Origin of the sequence: Streptomyces sp. CBMA123, from assembly GCF_014596465.1 — a bacterium.
Taxonomy (GTDB): domain Bacteria; phylum Actinomycetota; class Actinomycetes; order Streptomycetales; family Streptomycetaceae; genus Kitasatospora.
Window position 1 is genome coordinate 15,423 of the sequence record NZ_MECK01000390.1, and the last position, 19,109, is coordinate 34,531.

Genomic DNA, 19,109 nt, shown 5'->3' on the forward strand with positions numbered 1-19,109 from the left:
CGCTCCGGTCGGCCGCACCCCGGGCGTCGAGTTTCGGACGGGCGGTCGGCGCGGGAGCCTGGTTCGAATGGGAAAGCGCTGGTGGGAACCGTTATTCGAGGGCCGTCGGGGCGGGCTCTAAGATCATTTTTCCGCTGGGCTCGGGTTGATCGTGGAGGGCGTCAGACGGTACGGTTCCAGCAAAAAGGGGGAAAGGGTCTCCAGTGAGTAGTGGATATGCTCTCCTGTTGGAATCTGTGACAAAAACCTACGGTTCCGGCCGCAATGTGGTCACAGCCTTGAATGACGTGACGATCGGCGTGCGGCGGGGAACATTCGTCGCGATCATGGGCCCCTCCGGCTCGGGCAAGAGCACGTTCCTGCACTGCTCGGCCGGTCTCGACCAACCCACGGCGGGCGGCGTGACCCTGGGCGACACCCGCCTGGCCGGGCTGAACGAGGAGCAGCTCACCGAGATGCGACGGGAACGGGTCGGGTTCGTCTTCCAGGCGTACAACCTGCTCGACTCGCTCACCATCGCCGACAACGTGGGCCTGCCCTTCCGGCTGGCCGGCGAGCCCGTCCCCACCGACCGGGTGCGTGCCGCGCTGGCGAACGTCGGGCTCGACGACATGGGCGACCGCTACCCCGGGCAACTGTCGGGCGGTCAGCGGCAGCGGGTGGCCATCGCCCGGGCCCTCATCACGGGACCTGACGTGATCTTCGCCGACGAGCCCACGGGTGCGCTCGACACACGTACCGGCAGGCAGGTCCTGCAACTGCTGCGGGGGGTCGTGGACCGGACCGGCCAGACCGTGGTGATGGTGACCCATGACCCGGTCGCCGCCTCGCACGCGGACTCGGTGACCTTCCTGGCCGACGGCCGGCTGGCCGGCGAACTCGTCGGGCCGACGCCGGAACTGGTGGCCGACCGGATGACCAGGCTGGGTGAGTGGTGAGCCGCAGAAAGAAGGCCGAGCCGGCGGATCCGCCGGCGGCCCAGAAGGCCAAGAAGAAGATCCGCACCCTCTCGCGGCAGAACCTCTCGCTGGCCTGGAGCACGATTCGCGGCCGCAAGGGCGGCTTCGCGGCGGTGCTGGTCGCCGTCGCGGTCGGCTCCGCCGTGATCACCGCCTGCGGGGTGCTGCTGGAGACCGGGATCAGCTCGGGAGTCCCGGCCGAGCGCTACCACCAGGCAGCCGTGGTCGCCGGCGGCTACCAGGCCATGCCCGTCGACGGCGACACCGACCCGAGGCTCTCCGAACGGGTCAGGCTGCCCGCCGACACGGTCGCGAAGGTCGCCGCGGTCCAGGGCGTCCAGTCCGCGGTCGGGGACGTCAGCGTCAGTCTGACCGTCCTCAGGAAGGGCTCCGTCCTGGACGGTCCGCCCGTGTACGGGCACGGCTGGTCCGCCTCGGTGCTGGCGCCGTTCACGCTGCGCTCGGGCGCCCGGCCGCAGGCGACCGACGATGTCGTGCTCGACAGCGACCTCGCCCAGCGGGCCGGGGTCGCCCCCGGAGACACCGTCACGCTGGTGACCGGGTCGACACCGCAGTCGTACCGGGTCAGCGGCGTCGCCGCGCCCGCGGCCTCGCTCGACCGGCAGTCCGCGGTCTTCTTCACCGACGACCGGGCGGCGCAGCTCTACGGCACGTCGGACACGATCGACGCGGTCGGTGTGCTGGCCGCGAACGGAACCGACGCGGACACCCTCGCCGACCGGATCAAGAAGGCCGTGCCCGGCGTGGTCACCTCCACCGGCGACGACCGCAGCGACGTCGAGACGCTCGACGTCGGGCAGATGCGGTCGTTCGTCATCGAGGTGGCCAGTGCGTTCGGCGCCACCATGATCCTGCTGGTGATCATCGTGGTCTCCGGCACGCTGGCCCTGTCGGTGCAGCAGCGCCGCCGTGAGCTGGCCCTGCTGCGGGCCGTCGGCGCCACCCCCCGGCAGGTGCTGCGCATGATCGGCGGCGAGGCCGTGCTCGTCGGCGGGATCGGCGCCGTGCTCGGTGCCCTCCCCGGCATCCTGCTCGCCATGCTGCTGCACACCCTGTTCACGGCGGCCGGCGCGCTGCCGTCCGGGTTCTCGCTGGTGATCACGCCGTTGCCGGTGCTGTTCTCCCTGCTGATCTGCGTCCTCGCGGCCCGGATCGGCGGCTGGCTCGCCGCCCGGCGCGCCGCGAAGGTCAGCGCCGTCGAGGCACTCGGCGACGTGGCCGTGGAACCGAAGAAGCTCGGCTGGGTCCGGCTCACGATCGGCGTGCTGCTCGTGCCCGGCGGGCTGGCCGTCGCGATCGTGCTGCCGATCGCGCTGCCCGGTGAGTCGGCCATCGACGGCGCCGCCAGCTCGGCGCTGGTCCTGGTGATCGCCATCGGCCTGCTGGGACCGAAGCTGTTCGGCGGCATCGCGGCCCTGCTCGGCCGCCGCCCGGGCGGCGTCACCCGGTTCCTCGCCATCGCCAACTCCCGGGCCCGGGCCCGTCGGCTCAGCGCCGCCACGACTCCGCTGATCATGGGCGTGACCATGGCGTCCGCACAGCTCTTCAGCGGCACGACGCTCGCCGCCACCGCGCACGACCAGGTCGTCGGCGGCGTGATCGCCGACCACGTGGTGACCTCCGACAGCGCGGGCATCTCACCCGATCTGGCGGACGTGCTCCGGAGGGTCCCCGGCGTCCACACGGTCGGGCCGGTCGCCCGGACCTCGACGATCCTCACCTGGCCGGACGGCGACAGCATCCAGTACCGGGTCTCCACGGCGCAGGGCGTCGACCCCGCGGCCGTCCCGGACACCATGAACCTGGACGTGCTGCGCGGCGACCTCGGCGGCCTCACCGGGGCCACGGTCGCACTCAGCCGCCTCGTCGCCGGCACGGTCGGCGCCGACGTGGGCGGCCACGTCGACGTGCACCTCGGCGACGGCACCGTCGAGAAGGCCACGGTGGTCGCGGTCTACGAGAACGGCCTCGGCTTCGGCGACGTCACGCTGCCCCACGACGTGGTCCTCGCCCACACCACCGACCACCTCGACCAGTGGCTGATGGTGAGGTCCGACCGGGCGGCCGACCTGGGCGCGGCGCTGAAGGCGTACCCGACGACGAGCGTGCGCGACGCCGAGGCGGTCACCGTCGCACCGACCGATTCCGCCAACGACGGGATCAGCCTCGTGCTCAACGCCGTACTGCTCGGCTATCTCGCGATCGCCGTCGTCAACACGCTGGTCATGGCGACGATCTCACGGCGGCGTGAGTTCGCCCTGCTGCGCCTGGTCGGCACCCGCACCGACCAGGTCCGGTCGATGATGCGGCAGGAGGCGGCCATCATCGTGCTCTGCGCGATCGTGGTCGGCACGATCGCCGCGCTGCCGTCGCTGATCGGGATGAGCTACGCGATCCGCCACTCGGTGTTCCCGTCCATCCCGCCCCTGATCTACCTCGGCATCGTGGTCGCGGCCGCGGCGATCGCCTGGCCCGCCGTGATGCTGCCGGCCCGGCTCGCCCTGAGGCCGGCGGCCGTGGAGGCGATCGCGCGGCCCGAGTGACGTACGAGCGCCGGCGCGGGTGAGGCGTGGCTTCGGCCACGCCTCACCCGTTTTCGCGCGTCCCCCGCCGGGCCTCCACCAGGAGGGCACTTTCCGCACCGTTCAAGCGGGCAGTTTCCTCACCGCTCAAGAACGTGGAGCCGGTGCGCCTGCGCAGGCCAAGCTCGACCGTCGGAAGATCCGCGCGCCACGCGTGTCTCTAGCGGAAGGCCGAGCATGTCCCACGGTTTTGACAACGCACCCGCCGCCCCGGGGAACCGGGCCGTCCACCACGTCGTAGCCGCGCACGCCCGGCGGGACCCGGGCGCGCCCGCGGTCGTCGATGCCGAGAGGACGCTCACCTACGGCGAGTTGGACGAGCGCGCCAACCACCTGGCCCACCTCCTCGTCGCCGCCGGGGCGAGCGCCGAGTCACGGGTCGGCATGCTCATGGGCCGCTCGGGCCACTCGCCGGAGACCGTCGTCGCCATGCTCGCCGTGCTCAAGGCGGGCGCCGTCTACGTGCCGCTGCACGAGAGCCACCCCGACGACCGGATCCGCTGGACGCTCGCCGAGACCGACGCGGTCGTGCTGATCGCCGACGGGTCGACCGCCGGCCGGGCGGCGACCGCCGGGCCGCCCGTGCTCGTCGTGGACGGGGCGGACACCGGCCGACGCCCCGACGCCCCGCGGGTGGGAGTCGACGAGGAGCAACTCGCCTACCTCATCCACACCTCGGGCTCGACCGGCAGCCCCAAGGGCGTGGCCATCACCCACCGCAACATCACGGCGCTGGCCCGGGACCGCCGCATGCGCGCCGCCTTCGGCCGCAGCGCGCTGTTCAACGCGCCGCTCGCGTTCGACGCCTCCACGTACGAGGTCTGGCTGCCGCTGCTCAACGGGGGCCGGGTCGTCATCGGGCCCGCGGAGCTGACCGCGCCGGGGCTGGCCGGGCTCATCGCCGAGCACCGCCTCGACGCGGTCTTCCTGACCTCCTCGCTGTTCCGGCTCTTCGCGGAGGAGCGACCCGGCTGCTTCGCGGGGCTGCGCGAGGTGTGGGCCGGCGGCGAGGCGCCGTCGGCGGCCGCCATCGAGGGGATGCGACGTGCTTGCCCCGACACCGACTTCGTCAACGGCTACGGCCCGACCGAGTGCACGGTGTTCGCCACCACGCACCGGATCACGTCGGACGACGTGCGCGTCCGGGCCACCGTGATCGGCACCGCCCTGGACGACACCGAGGCGTACGTGCTCGACGAGCGGCTGCGGGCCGTCGCGCCGGGCGGTGCCGGCGAACTGTACCTGGCGGGCGAAGGCACCGGCCGCGGCTACTTCGGGCGCCCCGCGCTGACCGCCGAGCGCTTCGTCGCCGACCCGTTCACCCCCGGCAGCCGCCTCTACCGCACCGGCGACCGGGTGCGCCTGACCGAGGACGGGCTCATCGAGTTCCTCGGCCGTGCCGACCACCAGGTCAAGATCCGCGGGTTCCGGATCGAACCGGGCGAGATCGAGGCGGCGTTGCGGGACTGCCCCGGCGTCACCGAGGCCGTCGTGGTGGTGCGGGAGAGCGGTCCGACGCGCAGCATCGTCGGGTACCCGACGGGGCCGAGTCCGCTCGCCGAGCGCGCGCTGCTCGACCGGCTGGCCGAACGCCTGCCGGGCTACATGGTGCCCGCGCGCATCGTCTGGATGGACCGGCTGCCGGTCAACGCCAACGGCAAGGTGGACCGGCCCGCGCTCCCCGAGCCCCCGGCCGACGGCGCCGGGGCGTACCGCGCACCGCGGACGGACACCGAGCGCGAACTCGCCACGATCTGGGCCGAGGCGCTCGGCGTCGAACGGGTCGGTGTGACGGACGACTTCTTCGCCCTCGGCGGAGACTCCGTGCTCACCATGAAGATCGTCGCCCGGGCGCGGGCCAGGGGGCTCGTGCTGAGCACCGCCGACGTCTTCGCCCACCCGACGGTCGAGGCGCTGGCCGGCACGGCGGCGCCGCTCGACGAAGGCCCGGCAGCGCCGACCGGGTCACAGCCGAACGGGTCGCCGCGGGCGGGCAGTTACCCGCTGACCTCGATGCAGAGCGGCATGCTCTTCGACAGCCTGATGCTCGACGACCCGGCGCTGCACCTGGTGCGGTTCGTCGTCCGGCTCGGCGACGTCACCGACCCCGCCCGGCTCGGCCGGGCCTGGCAGGACGCCACCGAACGACACGCGGTGCTCCGGACCGAGCTGCGCTGGGCCGACGTCGAGGAGCCCGTGCAGGTCGTCCGGGACGAGGTCACCCTGCCGGTGACCCAACTCGACTGGAGCGCCCTGCCGGAGGCGGAGCACCCCCGGCGGCTGCGGGAACTGCTCGACGCCGACCGCGCCGCCGGCGTCGACCTCACCCGGGCGCCGCTGAGCCGGGTCACGATCGTGCGGCTCGGCCCGGACTCCGTCGAACTCGTCTGGACGATGCACCACGTGCTCACCGACGGCTGGAGCGCCGCGGAGCTGCTGCAGGACGTGCTCGACGGGTACCGCGGCGAGCCGGTGCGCTCGCGCCCGCCGTTCCGGGACTTCGTCCACTGGCTCGCGGGCCAGGACCTGGCCGCCGCCGACGACTACTGGCGTGGCCGGATGGCCGGCTTCACGAGTCCGGTCGCCGTGCCCGGCGACCACCTGCCGCCCGACGGCCACCGGCCCACGGCCAGGCGGTTCGTGCAGGTCACGGTGCCGGCGGAGACGGCCGCCCGGGTCTGCGCTTACGCGCGGCGCACCGGGCTGACCACCAACACGCTGGTCCAGGGGGCGTGGGCGATCCTGCTGGCGCGGCTGAGCGGCGAGCGTGACGTCTGCTTCGGCACCAGCATGTCGGTGCGGCCGGCGGACCTGCCCGGCGTCGAGTCGATGGTCGGCATGATGATCAACACCCAGCCCGTCCGGGTCCGGGTGGCCGACGACGAGGAGCCCCGGACCTGGCTGACGGAGCTCCAGCACGAGCAGGTCGCGGCACGGGAGTTCGGGTACGCCCCGCTGAACCGGGTGCAGTCCTTCGCCGACGTGGCGCCCGGCGCCGCGCTGTTCCACACGGCCGTGGTCTTCCAGAACTATCCGTTCGACCGGACCGCGGTCCGCGCGTTCGACGTCGAGTTCGCCACCAACTACCCCCTGGCACTGAGCGTGTTCCCCGACGAGTCGCTGGTGATGCGACTGCTCTACGACGAGACGATCTTCGAGTCGGCCACCGTCGAGCGGGTCGCCGCGCGGCTGATCACGGTGCTGGACGGGTTGGCCGGCGGGTCCGCGCCCAGCGTCGGCGACGTGACCGTGCTGACCGACGCCGAGCGGGAACTCGTCCTCGGCGGATGGAGCGTGGCCGCTCCCTCCGAGTACTCCATCGAGCGGCGGATGCACCGGCTCATCAGCGAGCGCGCCGCCCGCCGGCCGGACACCGTCGCGATCGAACGCGGCGAGGAGCGGCTCACCTACGCGGAGGTCGAGGAGCGCGCCAACCGGCTCGCCCACCACCTGGTCGGCCTCGGCATCGGCCCGGACGTGCTGGTCGGTGTGTCCGTCGAGCGCGGCCCGGACCTGGTCGTCGGCGTCCTCGGCACGCTCAAGGCCGGCGGCGCCTACGTGCCGATCGACCCCGACCACCCGGCCGAGCGCGCCGCCGCGATCCTGGCGGAGGCGCGCCCGGCGGTGGTGCTCACCCACGCCCGCCACCGCGACCTCTTCGCCGGCACGAGCACCCCGCTCGTCCTGCTCGACCAGGACTGGCCGGCCGTCGCCACCCGGCCGGCGACGGCGCCGCCCGACCGCGGCGGCCCGCGCGATCTGGTGTACACCGTCTACACCTCGGGCTCGACCGGAAAGCCCAAGGGCACCATGGTCGAGCACCGGTCCATGGTCAACACCGTCGAGGCGGTCATCCCGCTGCACGTGCGCCCCGGCAGCCGGATCTACCAGCTCTCCCCGATGAGCTTCGACGCCGCCTCGCTCGTCCTGCTGAGCACGCTCGCGGGCGGCGCCACCCTGGTCGCCCCGGTGACCGCCGGGACGTACAGCGGCGCCGAACTGATCGAGCGACTGCGGGAGTCCGACGTCACCGCGGTCACCGGGCCGCCGACCGTCCTGCCGGTGCTCGACCCGGCGGAGCTGCCGAACCTCGAATCCATCCTGTGCGGCGGCGAGGTCCTCACCCCGGACCTCGCCGAGGCGTGGTCACCCGGCCGCCGGCTGCTCAACGGATACGGCCCCAGCGAATGCGCGGTCGCCGCGACGCTGTTCGCCGCGGAGCCCGGCGTCCGGTACGACAACGTCCCGATCGGCAGGCCGATCCCCAACACCAGCGCCTACCTGCTCGACGACCGGCTGCGCCCCGTGCCGCCCGGCGTCACGGGGGAGCTCTACCTCGGCGGCGCCGGCGTCGGCCGCGGTTACGTCGGCCGGCCGGACCTGACCGCCGAGCGCTTCGTGGCCGATCCGTTCGGTGCGCCGGGGGCCCGGCTGTACCGCACCGGCGACCTGGCCCGCTGGAACCCGGACGGCACGCTGGAGTTCGCCGGCCGGGCGGACGACCAGGTCAAGATCCGCGGCTTCCGGGTGGAGCCGCGCGAGGTCGAGAACGTGCTGCTGCGGCACGAGGCGGTGGCCGAGGCCGCGGTCGTCGTCCAGGCCGACGGGGCCGGCAAGCGGCTCGTCGCGTACGTGGTGCCGTGCGCCGAGGTGCCCGCCGCGGACGAGCTGCGCGCACACGTCGCCCGGTACGTGCCCGCCTACATGGTTCCGGCCGCCGTGGTGTCGATGACGGCGCTGCCGATCAACCGCAACGGCAAGCTCGACCGGACGGCGCTGCCCGTGCCGAGACCCCGTTCGGACGAGGAGTCGTACGTGGCGCCGGCCAACCCGACCGAGGAGGCCGTCTGCCGGATCTGGGGCGAGGTGCTGGACCAGCCCCGGGTGGGCGCGCGCGACAGCTTCTTCGACCTCGGGGGCGACTCGATCAACGCGATCCGGCTGGCCGTCCGGATGCGCACCGCGTTCGGTGTGCCGGTCTCCCCGAGGGACCTGTTCGAGCACCGCCAGGTGAGCGACCTCGCCGGGGTCGTCCAGCAGCGGATCCTCACGAGCCTGGCCGCCCTCTCCAGCGCCGAAGCGCCCGGCCGGATCTGACCCAGGAAGGAACGCAGATGACCCAGTCCGACGAGATGCTCGCCTCCGTACCGGCCCACCTGCGGGCGGAGCTGCTGCGCCGCCTCGCCGGCGAGTCCGCGCCCGTGGACCGGCCGATCCCCGCCGCCCCCCGCGACGGCCTGCCGCCGATGTCGTCGGCACAGGAACGGCTTTGGTTCCTGGCCGAGTTGGAACCGGACAGCCCGGAGTACAACGCGCTGCGCGCGCTGCGGCTGCGCGGCGAGCTCGACGCCGCGGCGCTCGGTGCCGCGCTCGACCAGGTCGTGCGCCGGCACGAGACGCTGCGCACCACGTTCGACGCGCTCGACGGCCGCGGCGTCCAGGTCGTGCACGAGCACACCGTCCGGTCGCTGCCCACCGTCGACGTGTCAGGGCCCGACGCCGCGCTCGCGGTCGAGCGCTTCCTCACGGCGGAGATGAACACCCCGTTCGACCTGCGCCGCGGACCGCTGCTGCGGGCCACCCTGCTGCGCGTGGACGCCCACGAGCACGTGCTCGTGCTGGCCATGCACCACATCGTCTGCGACGGCTGGTCGACCGGGCGGCTGCTCGCCGAGCTGGCCGCCGGCTACGCCGCGGGCACCGGCGGCGGCGCCGCGTCCCTGCCCGCACTGCCCGTGCAGTTCGCCGACTTCGCCGTCTGGGAGCGCGAACGGTCCGGCGCGCTCGACGAACAGCTGGGGTACTGGCGCGACCGGCTCGCCGGGATGCGCACGACCGACCTGCCCACCGACCGGCCGCGGCCGCCGGTGCGGACGTCCGCCGGCGCGATGCTGGCGGTGCAGATCCCCGCCGATGTGCTGGGCCGGCTGCGGGAGTTGAGCCGTGGGCGGGACGCGACGCTGTTCATGGCCCTGGTCACGGTCACCAAGGTGCTGCTGGCCCGGTACTGCGGCGAACCCGACGCCGCGGTCGGCACGGTCACCCTGGGCCGGGCGCGGCCCGAGCTGGAGAACCTGATCGGCTTCTTCATCAACACGGTGGTGCTGCGCACCCGGGTGGAGGAGTCGCTGTCGTTCACGGAACTGCTCGGCCGGGTGCGCACCGGCCTGCTGGAGGCGTTCGCCAACGACGAGGTCCCGTTCCAGCGCCTCGTCGACGTGCTGCGGCCGGACCGGGACGCGTCCCGGCCGCCGCTGGTGCAGGTGATGGTCAATCTGCAGAACATGGCCGACACGCTGCCGGCCTTCCACGGGCTGGACGTCACCGAGATCCAGCCGCCGGTCGACGTCGCCAAGCTGGACCTCACGTTCGACTTCTACGAGGACGCTTCCTCGCTCGTCTGCTACCTGGAGTACAGCACCGACCTGTTCGACCGGGCGACCGTCGAGCGGCTCGGCGGGCACCTCGTCACCCTGCTGCGCGCGGTGACCGACGAGCCCGAGGCGCCGCTCGCCGGCCTGTCCATGGTGCCGGCCGACGAACTGCGCACGCTCACCGCGGACTGGCAGGCACCGGCCGACCCGGCGCCGGACCCGCGGACCCTGCACCAGGTCTTCGACGAGCAGGCGGCCCGGACGCCCGCCGCCGTCGCGGTGAGTGACGGCAGCCGCCGGCTCACCTTCGCCGAGCTGGCCGCCCGGGCCAACCGCCTCGCGCACCACCTGGTCGAGGCCGGCGTCCGCCCGGGCGTGCTGACCGGCGTCCGCCTCGAGCGCGGGGTGGACGCGATGGTCGCGCTGCTGGCCGTGCTCAAGGCCGGTGGCGCGTTCGTGCCGCTCGACCCCGAGCACCCCGCCGGGCGGCTGGCCATGATGCTCGACGACGCCGCCGCCCCGGTGCTGATCACCGACTCGGCGACGGCGGGCGACGGCGCCCGGACCACGATCCGCCTCGACACCGACCAGGACGCGATCGCCCGCCACCCCGCCACGGCGCCCGTCACGGCCGTCGGGCCGGACGACCTCGCGTACGTCGTCTACACCTCCGGCTCGACCGGCCGCCCCAAGGGCGTGATGGTCAGCCACCGCAACGTCGGCCACATGATGCGCGCCTGGGACGCCCGATACGACCTGACCGCACTGCGCGGCCGCTCCCTGTCGGTGTCCAGCCTCGCCGTGGACCTGTTCCTCGGCGACTTCCTGATGTCGGCGATGTACGGCGGCGAGATGGTCATCTGCCCGGCGGAGGTGATCACCGACCCGCCCGCACTGGCCGCGCTGATCGCCGAGGTCCGCCCGCAGCTGCTGGTGACCACCCCTTCGCTGGCCAAGGCCGTCACCCAGGAGCTGTCCTGGAGCGGCCGCCGGGCGGACTCGCTGCGCGTCCTCGCGGTCGGTTCGGAAGCCTGGCTGGCCGCCGACGCGGCCGCCGTCCTGGCGTCGCTCGCCCCCGACGCCGTCGTCACCAACAACTACGGCGCCACCGAGACCACCGTGGACTCCACCACGTACCGGCTGCGGGCCGGCGCGCTCGGCGACACGGCGGTCGTGCCGATCGGCCGGCCGCTGAGCGGCACCCGCACGTACGTGCTCGACTCCCGGCTGCGTCCCGTTCCCGTCGGCGTGCCCGGCGAGATCTGCATCGGCGGCGGCGGGGTGGCACAGGGGTACTGGAACCGGCCCGAGCTCACCGCGGAGCGCTTCCTCGACGATCCGTTCACCGACGGGCGGCTCTACCGCACCGGCGACATCGGACGCTGGCGGCCCGACGGCGACCTGGAGTACCTCGGCCGCGCGGACGACCAGGTCAAGGTCCGCGGCTTCCGGGTGGAGCTCGGCGAGGTCGAGGCCGCGCTGCTGCGCCACCCCGGCGTCGCGGCGGCCGCCGCCGCGGTGCGACCCGACCCGGCCGGCCGCGACCGGCTCGTCGGCTACCTGGTCGCGGACGCCGTCGCGCCCACCCTCACCGAGCTGCGCGCGTTCCTCGCCGGGATCGTGCCCGACCCGGCCGTACCCTCCGCACTCGTCGTCCTCGACGAGCTCCCGATGACACCGAGCGGCACGCTCGACCGCAAGGCGCTGCCGACGCCGGCCACCACCGACCACGCCGCCGGGAACCACGTACCGCCGCGCGACCGCACCGAGTCCGAACTCGCCGCGATCTGGGCCGAGGTGCTGGGCCTCCCGCCCGGCACGGTCGGCGTCGGCGACAACTTCTTCGAGCTCGGCGGCGACTCGATCGTCGGGCTGCAGGTCGTGTCGAAGGCGCGGCGGGCCGGCCTGCGGCTGACCGCCAAGCAGATCTTCCTGCACCAGACCGTCGCCGACCTGGCCGCGGTCGTCCGGACCGCGGACCAGCCGGCGCCGCAGGCGGCCGTCGGCGCGGTCGGGGACGTGCCGCTCACCCCGGTGCAGCGCTGGTACTTCGAGCAGTACCCCGAGGGCGCCGCCCACTTCAACCAGTCGATGTTCGTCGAGCTCGCACCCGGCACCGATCCGGCCGCCCTGCGCGCGGCGGTCACGGCGCTGCTCGACCACCACGACGCGCTGCGGCTGCGCGCCGTCCACGCGGACGGCGCCTGGCGGCAGCACTGCGCGATCGCCGAGACGGGCGAGCCGTTCCGTACGGTCGACCTGTCCGGCCTGGACGGTCCGGCCCGCGAGCGGGTGGTCCGCGAGGCGGTCACGGCGGCCCAGACCGGCTTCCGGCTCGACGCCGGGCCGCTGCTCGGCGCGGTGCTGCTCTCCGGTGCCCCCGAGCCCGACCGGCTGTTCGTCACGCTGCACCACCTCGTCGTCGACGGGGTCACCTGGCGGGTGCTGCTCTCCGACCTGGAACTCGCCTACGGGCAGGCGGTGCGGGGCCTGCCGGTCGACCTGCCGGAGAAGTCCACCGGATTCCGGGAATGGTCGACCCGGCTGACCGAGGCGGCCGGGTCCGGCCGCTTCGACGCCGAGCGACCGTACTGGCGGGCCGTCGAGGCCGCGTCCGCCGCGTGCCGGCCCCTGCCGCTCGACCGCACGGCGCCGGACACGCTCGCGGACGCCCGGACGGTCGAGGCCGGCCTCGATGCCGAGCTGACCCGCGCGCTGCTGCGGGACGTACCGGCGGCGTACCGCACCCAGGTCAACGACGTGCTGCTGACCGCGCTCGCGGCGGTGCTGGCCGGCTGGACCGGCGGCGACGCCGTCGCGGTCGAACTGGAGGGCCACGGCCGGGAGAACCTCTTCGACGACGTCGACCTGTCCCGTACGGCGGGCTGGTTCACCACGCTCTTCCCGGTCGTGCTGCCCGTCCCGGGAGCGGACTGGGGCAGTCGGCTCAAGGCCGTCAAGGAGACCCTGCGCGCGATCCCCGAGGCCGGCCTCGGCTACGGCGCCCTGCGCTACCTGACCGAGGACGCCGGGCTCGGCGGCGGCCGCTGCCAGGTCGGCTTCAACTACCACGGTCACTTCGACGTGGCCACCGGAGCGGGACTGCTGCGCGGCTGGCGGCCCAGCCCGGTCCCGGACCGCGGCGCCGACCTGACCCGCCCGAACCCGCTGGAGATCACCGGGATGGTCCGCGACGGCCGGCTGGAGTTCTCCTGGGAGTACTCGGCCGCGCTGCACGACGAGGCGACGATCGCCGGCCTCGCGGCGCGGTTCACCGCCGCGCTCGCCGACATCGTGACGCACTGCGCCGGGGCCGGCGGCTGCACCCCGTCCGACTTCCCGCTCGCCGGGCTCGACCAGGCCGGCGTCGACCGGATCGCCGGGGACGGCCGCACCGTCGAGGACGTCTACCCGCTCACGCCGATGCAGAGCGGCCTGCTGTTCCACTCGCTCGACGCGCACGAGGACGACATCTACTTCACCCACCTCGGGCTGGTCCTCGACGGCGTCACCGACCCCGCCCTGCTCGCCGAGGCGTGGCAACGGGTGGTCGACCGCACGCCCGTGCTGCGTACCGCGATCGCCGACGCCGAGGGCGGACGCCCCCTGCAGGTGGTCCACCGGGACGTCCGCGTGCCCGTCGTCGTCGAGGACTGGTCGGAGCTGACCGAGGCGCAGCAGCGGGAGCGCGTGCGCCTGCTGGCCGAGGCTCCGGTGGAACCGCTCGACCTGTCGCGGCCGCCGCTGCTGCGCCTGCACCTGGCCCGGCTCTCCGCGTCCAGCGTCCATCTGCGCTGCTCCTCGCACCACCTGCTGCTGGACGGCTGGAGCTTCGCCGACGTGCTCGGCGAGGTCTTCGCGGAGCACGCCGCGCTCAGCGGACGCGAGGTCGCGCCGCCGCGTCCGCGCCGACCGTTCCGCGAGTACGTGCGCTGGCTCGGCGAGCAGGACACCGCCGCGGCGCAGGCGTACTGGACCGGCCTGCTCGCCGGGTTCGCCGCGCCCACCGCGCTGCCGTACGACCGGGCGCCGCTGCGCTCGCACCAGTCCCGCGACACCGGCCACATCGACCTCGAACTCACGACGGCGGAGACGGGGCGGCTGGAGCGCTTCGCCCGGGAGGCCCGGGTCACCGTCAACACCCTGATCCAGGGCGCCTGGGCCCTGCTGCTGTCCCGCTACAGCGGCGAGCGGCAGGTCTGCTTCGGCACCACGGTGGGCGGCCGGCCCGCCGACCTGCCGGGCTCGGACGAGATGGTCGGCCTGTTCATCAACACCCTGCCCGCCCGGCTGACCGTCTCGCCCGACAGCGACCTGCGCGCCTGGCTGCGCGGGATCCAGGAGCAGCAGGTCGAGGGCCGCCAGTACGAGTACGTCTCGCTCGCCCAGGTGCGGCACTGGGCCGCGATCCCGGCGGGCACCGACCTGTTCGACAGCTGCGTGGTCTTCGAGAACTTCCCGTACGACGAGCACGCCGCCGAGCGCCACGGGCTGGGAGTGCGGTCGTTGGCGGGCCTCGAGACGTCGAACTTCCCGCTCACCTGCGTGGCGCACCTGGTGGACGGACTCCACCTGCGGCTCGGCTACGACCCGCGCCTGTTCGACGACGCCACCGCGGGCCGCTTCGCCGATCACCTGATCGGCATGCTCGACCGGATGGTGGCGGCGCCCGGCACCCGGCTGCGGGACCTGCCGACGGTCCGCGGCGCCGAACACGACCGGCTGATCCAGGAGTTCAACGGCACCCCGTCCGGCTACCCCGACCGGTGCCTGCACGAGCTGTTCACGGAGGTCGCGCGCGAACACCCCGACCGGCCCGCGGTCGTCGCCGGCGACACCCGCCTCACCTACGCCGAACTGGACGCCCGCTCCGACCGGCTCGCCCATGAGCTCGTCGGCCGGGGCGTCGGTCCGGAGGTGCAGGTGGGCATCTGCCTGCCGGGCGGCGCCGAGATGATCACCGCCATGCTCGGGGTGCTCAAGGCGGGCGGCGGGTACGTGCCGCTCGACCCGGGCTACCCGGTCGAGCGCCTCGCCTACCTCTTCCGCGACTCGGGTGTCCCGGTGATGCTGACCAGCGCCGAGCTCGCGCCCGGCCTGCCGCCGACCGGCGCCGAGGTCCTGCTGATCGACGACCTGCGGACCGGGCCCGCCGCCGGACCGGTGCCCTCGCGCACCGTCCCGGACAACCTCGCCGTGCTCGTCTACACCTCGGGCTCGACGGGCACGCCCAAGGCCGGCATGGTCACCCACCGCGGCCTCGTCCGCCTGGTGCGTGCCGCGGGCGAGCACACCTTCGGCGACGCCGCCACGATCGCCCAGCACCACTCGATCTCGTTCGACGCCGCGCAGAACGAGCTGTGGCAGGCGCTGCTCAGCGGCGCGTGCCTGGCCGTGCGGCCCGGCGACTTCCACTCCGTCGACGAACTCGACACCTTCCTGCGCGCCAACGAGGTGGAGGCGATGTCGTTCTCGGCGGGCTTCTTCCACGCCGTCGCCGACACCGACCCGGGAATCCTCGCCGGGCTGCGAAAGGTCGTCGTCGGCGGTGAGGCGCTGTCCGCACCGCACTGCGCCCGCGTCCTCGACCGGCTGCCGGAGCTGCGGATCGTCAACGCGTACGGGCCCACCGAGTGCTCGGTGACCGCGACCTGCTTCCCGGTCGGGCGCGGCGGGCGCCCCGGACGGACCGTTCCGGTCGGTCGGCCCAGCGCGGACGCCCGGGTCTACCTGCTCGACCGGGACCTGCAGGTGGTGCCGGTGGGCGTGGCGGGGGAGGCGTACCTCGCCGGGGACGGCGTGTGCCGCGGCTACCGGGACCGGCCCGGGATGACCGCCGAACGCTTCCTGCCGGACCCGTTCGGGCCGCCCGGCTCCCGGATGTACCGCACCGGCGACCTGATGCGCTGGCTTCCCGACGGCACGCTCGAGTTCGTCGGCCGTACCGACGACCAGGTGAAGCTGCGCGGCTACCGCATCGAGCTCGGCGAGATCGAGCAGGCGCTCGCCCGGCACCCGGACGTGGCGAGGGCGGCCGTCATCGTCCGCGAGGACCAGCCGGGCCGCCGGCGGATCGTCGGGTACGTGGTCTCCGAGCAGGAGCCGGCCGTGCTGACCTCGTACCTCGCCGACCGGCTGCCCGAGTACATGGTCCCGGCCGTGCTCGTCCGGCTGGACCGGATCCCGCTCACCGCGCACGGCAAGGTCGACCGCCGCGCCCTGCCGGAGCCGGTGACGGCCGCGGCCGGCCGGGCCTCGGCGGAACCCCGCACCGCCGACGAGCGCACGATGGCCGGGATCTGGGCGGAGGTGCTCGGCGTGGAACGGGTCGGTGTCACCGATGACTTCTTCGACCTCGGGGGCGACTCGATCCTCAGCATCCAGGTCGTGTTCAAGAGCCGCCGGGCCGGACTGCAGGTCTCCTCCAGCGACCTGTTCCGCCATCCGACCGTCGAGCGGCTCGTCGCCGCGGCCGGCCGGGACCGCCGGGTCGCCGCCACCCAGGAGGCCGAGGCCGGCCAGGTGCCGCTCACCCCGATCCAGCACGAGTTCTTCGCGCGCAACACCGTCGCCCCGCAGCACCTCGTCCAGTCGATCCACGTGGAACTCGCGGCGGACACCGACGAGGCGGCGCTGCGGGCCGCGCTCGCGGCGGTCGTCGCGCACCACGACGCGCTGCGGATGCGGTACCCGCACGACGAGCGGGACGGCTGGTCGCAGTGGAACGCCGCGGCCGAGACCGGCGAGCTGTTCGAGCGCCACGACCTCTCGGGGCTGCCTGACGAGGAGCTGCCCCCGGTCATGGACCGGCTCGCCGCGGCCGCCGACACCGGCCTCGACCTGGCGGCCGGACCACTGCTGCGGGCGGTCCTGTTCGACCTCGGCCCGGGCCGGCGGGCGCACCTGCACCTGACCGTGCACCACCTCGTGATCGACGCGGTGTCATGGCGGATCCTCAACCACGACCTGGACCTCGCCTACCGGCAGGCGCTCGACGGCGAGGAGATCGACCTCGGAGCCAAGACCTCCTCGTTCCGGCAGTGGGCCACCCGGCTCGCGGCGCACACGGCCGCCGGCGGCTTCGCCGATCAGAGCGCGCACTGGGACGCGGTGCCCGAGGCGGCGCCGCTGCCCACCGACGGCCCCGGACCGAACGTGGTGTCGTCGCGCCGGATCCTGCCGGTGCGGCTGGAGCGGGACGAGACCGCGGCGCTGCTGCACGTGGCGCCGGGCAGGTTCCGGGCCCGGGCCAGCGACGTGCTGCTCTCCGCGCTGGCCTGGACGATGTGCCGTTGGTCCGGCGACGACCGGCTGGTGATCGAGATGGAGGGCCACGGACGTGAGGAGATCTTCGACGACGTCGACCTGTCCCGTACCGTCGGGTGGTTCACCAGCTCGTACCCCGTCGCGCTGGAGGTGCCCGGACGGACGGACGGCGAGGCCGACTGGCCGGCCGTCGTGCGGTCGGTGCGCCGCTGCCTGCGCGCCGTTCCCGGCAACGGGCTCGGGTACGGCGCGCTGCGCCACCTCGCCGGGCCCGGCGAGGTGGCCGCGGAGCACACGCCTCCCGCGGTGTTGTTCAACTACCACAGCCAGACCGAGGAGATCACCCGGACGGCCGACCGCTCGCTGTTCCACGCCTTCCACGACCCGATCGGCCGGGAACAGGACGACCGCGAGCGGGTCGTGCAGGCGCTGGAGGTGGTCGGCGCGGTCGAGGGCGGCCGACTCGGCTTCGACCTCTACTACTCGGTCAATCTGCACGAGCCCGAGACGATCGCACGGGTCGGCTCCGAACTCGTGGCGGCGCTGCGGTCGATCGCCCGCCTGTGCGAGCCGGCCCTCGCGGCGGAGGACGCCCGGTGAAGGACCTGCTGACGGAGCTGGCCCTCCGACACGGCGTGCCCGGCGCCCAGGTGGCGCTCTGGAGCGACGGCCGCCTCGTCACCGCGGAGACCGGTGAGGAGGCGGCCGGATCGGGCAGGCCGGTGACGGTCGCGACGGCGTTCCCGCTCGGATCGCTCACCAAGCCGTTCACCGCGACGCTCGCGGCCCTGCTGGTCGCCGACGGCGAAGCGGACCTGGACGAGCCCCTGGCGGAACAGCTGGGCGAGCTGCGTGCGGGCCCGGAGTTCACGTTGCGGCAGGTGCTCGGCCACACCGCGGGCCTGGCGGCCAACACCGCCGAGCTGCCACCGGGAACCACCCGCGCCCGGTGGCTCGCCCGGCACGCGGCCGAACTCGCCGTGCACGACCCGGGGACGGTCTTCTCCTACTCCAACCCCGGCTACCTGATCGTCGGCCGCTTGGTCGAGGAGATCACCGGGCTGGACTGGGCGGAGGCCGTGCACTCGATGCTGTTGCGCCCGCTGGGGCACGACGCCGCGGCGCCGGCCGCCCTGGGCCATCTGGTCCGCCCGGCCGGCCGGCCCCGGCCCATCGAGGAGCAGTCCGTACCGCCGTTGGAGGACCCGGCGGCCGGCCTGCGCGTCTGCGCCCGCGACCTCGCGGTGTTCGGGGCCGCACACCTGGGCCTCGGCCCGGGCGCGGCCCTGCTCGACGCCGCGACGGCGCGGTCGATGCGCGAGGACGTCACGTCGGGGCTCGCCGTGGGCGCCTACGGCCTGGCGGACGGCTGGGGCGCCGGATGGTCGCGGTACGGCGCCTGGTTCGGCCACGACGGCACCGGCGACGGCGCGTGGAGCCACCTGCGCGCGAACCCGTCGACGGGGACGGTGGTGGCGCTGACCGCCAACGGCAGCACCGGCGCGCGCCTGTGGGAGTCGCTGCTCGGGCGGCTGGGCGAAACCGGACTGGAGGTCGGCGACCATCCTCGGGAGGACATCGACGCCGCGCCCGGGTCGGCGCCGCCGCAGTGTGCGGGGCGCTACGCCAACGGCGGCTGGGAGTGCCGGGTCGAGGCCGAGGACGGCGACCTGCGGCTCTCGGTGGCCGGTGCGGCTCCGGTGCGGCTCCTGGTCGCCGAGGACCTCTCCTTCCGCACGCCCACGGACGGCGGCCCGCGCGCGGCGATGCCGTACCTCGGACGGTTCCTGCGCGACCCGGCGACCGGGGACGTCGATCGGGTGCAGATCACCGGGAGGCTCTGCGTCCGGCGGTCCTAGCGTGTCCCGAAATCGGTGGGCCCCGTTCGTCGAACGGGGCCCACCGAT

The 19,109-nt window shown here is 74.1% G+C and carries 5 protein-coding genes; all 5 read left to right on the plus strand.

What is annotated here, in order from left to right:
* Positions 1–278: 278 nt before the first annotated feature.
* The 5 genes from BG452_RS31480 to BG452_RS31500 all read left to right on the plus strand — a co-directional run bounded on the left by BG452_RS31480 (position 279) and on the right by BG452_RS31500 (position 19,061).
* Positions 279–938, plus strand: coding sequence for an ABC transporter ATP-binding protein (locus BG452_RS31480; protein WP_411293052.1), 660 nt, complete (start codon positions 279–281; stop codon positions 936–938).
* Entirely contained in the window at positions 932–3,523 is a 2,592-nt protein-coding gene (locus BG452_RS31485) for an ABC transporter permease (RefSeq protein ID WP_317621315.1), read from the plus strand. The genes BG452_RS31480 and BG452_RS31485 overlap by 7 nt, the downstream gene beginning before the upstream one ends.
* Before the next feature lie 216 nt (positions 3,524–3,739).
* Positions 3,740–8,659 carry a non-ribosomal peptide synthetase gene (locus tag BG452_RS31490; protein WP_188307760.1) on the plus strand — a complete coding sequence of 1,640 codons (4,920 nt, stop codon included), beginning with the start codon at positions 3,740–3,742 and terminating at the stop codon, positions 8,657–8,659.
* A gap of 17 nt (positions 8,660–8,676) precedes the next feature.
* Positions 8,677–17,802: a non-ribosomal peptide synthetase gene (locus BG452_RS31495; RefSeq protein ID WP_188307761.1), complete on the plus strand. Its 9,126-nt coding sequence runs from the start codon at positions 8,677–8,679 to the stop codon at positions 17,800–17,802.
* The gene (locus BG452_RS31500) at positions 17,799–19,061 is read left to right on the plus strand and encodes a serine hydrolase domain-containing protein (protein WP_188307762.1); all 1,263 of its coding nucleotides are present in this window, start codon (positions 17,799–17,801) and stop codon (positions 19,059–19,061) included. The genes BG452_RS31495 and BG452_RS31500 overlap by 4 nt, the downstream gene beginning before the upstream one ends.
* Positions 19,062–19,109 lie beyond the last annotated feature (48 nt).

Coding starts and splice junctions, on each gene's coding strand:
- BG452_RS31495 (WP_188307761.1), top strand. CDS start 8,677: ATGACCCAGTCCGACGAGATGCTCGCCTCCGTACCGGCCCACCTGCGG.
- BG452_RS31490 (WP_188307760.1), top strand. CDS start 3,740: ATGTCCCACGGTTTTGACAACGCACCCGCCGCCCCGGGGAACCGGGCC.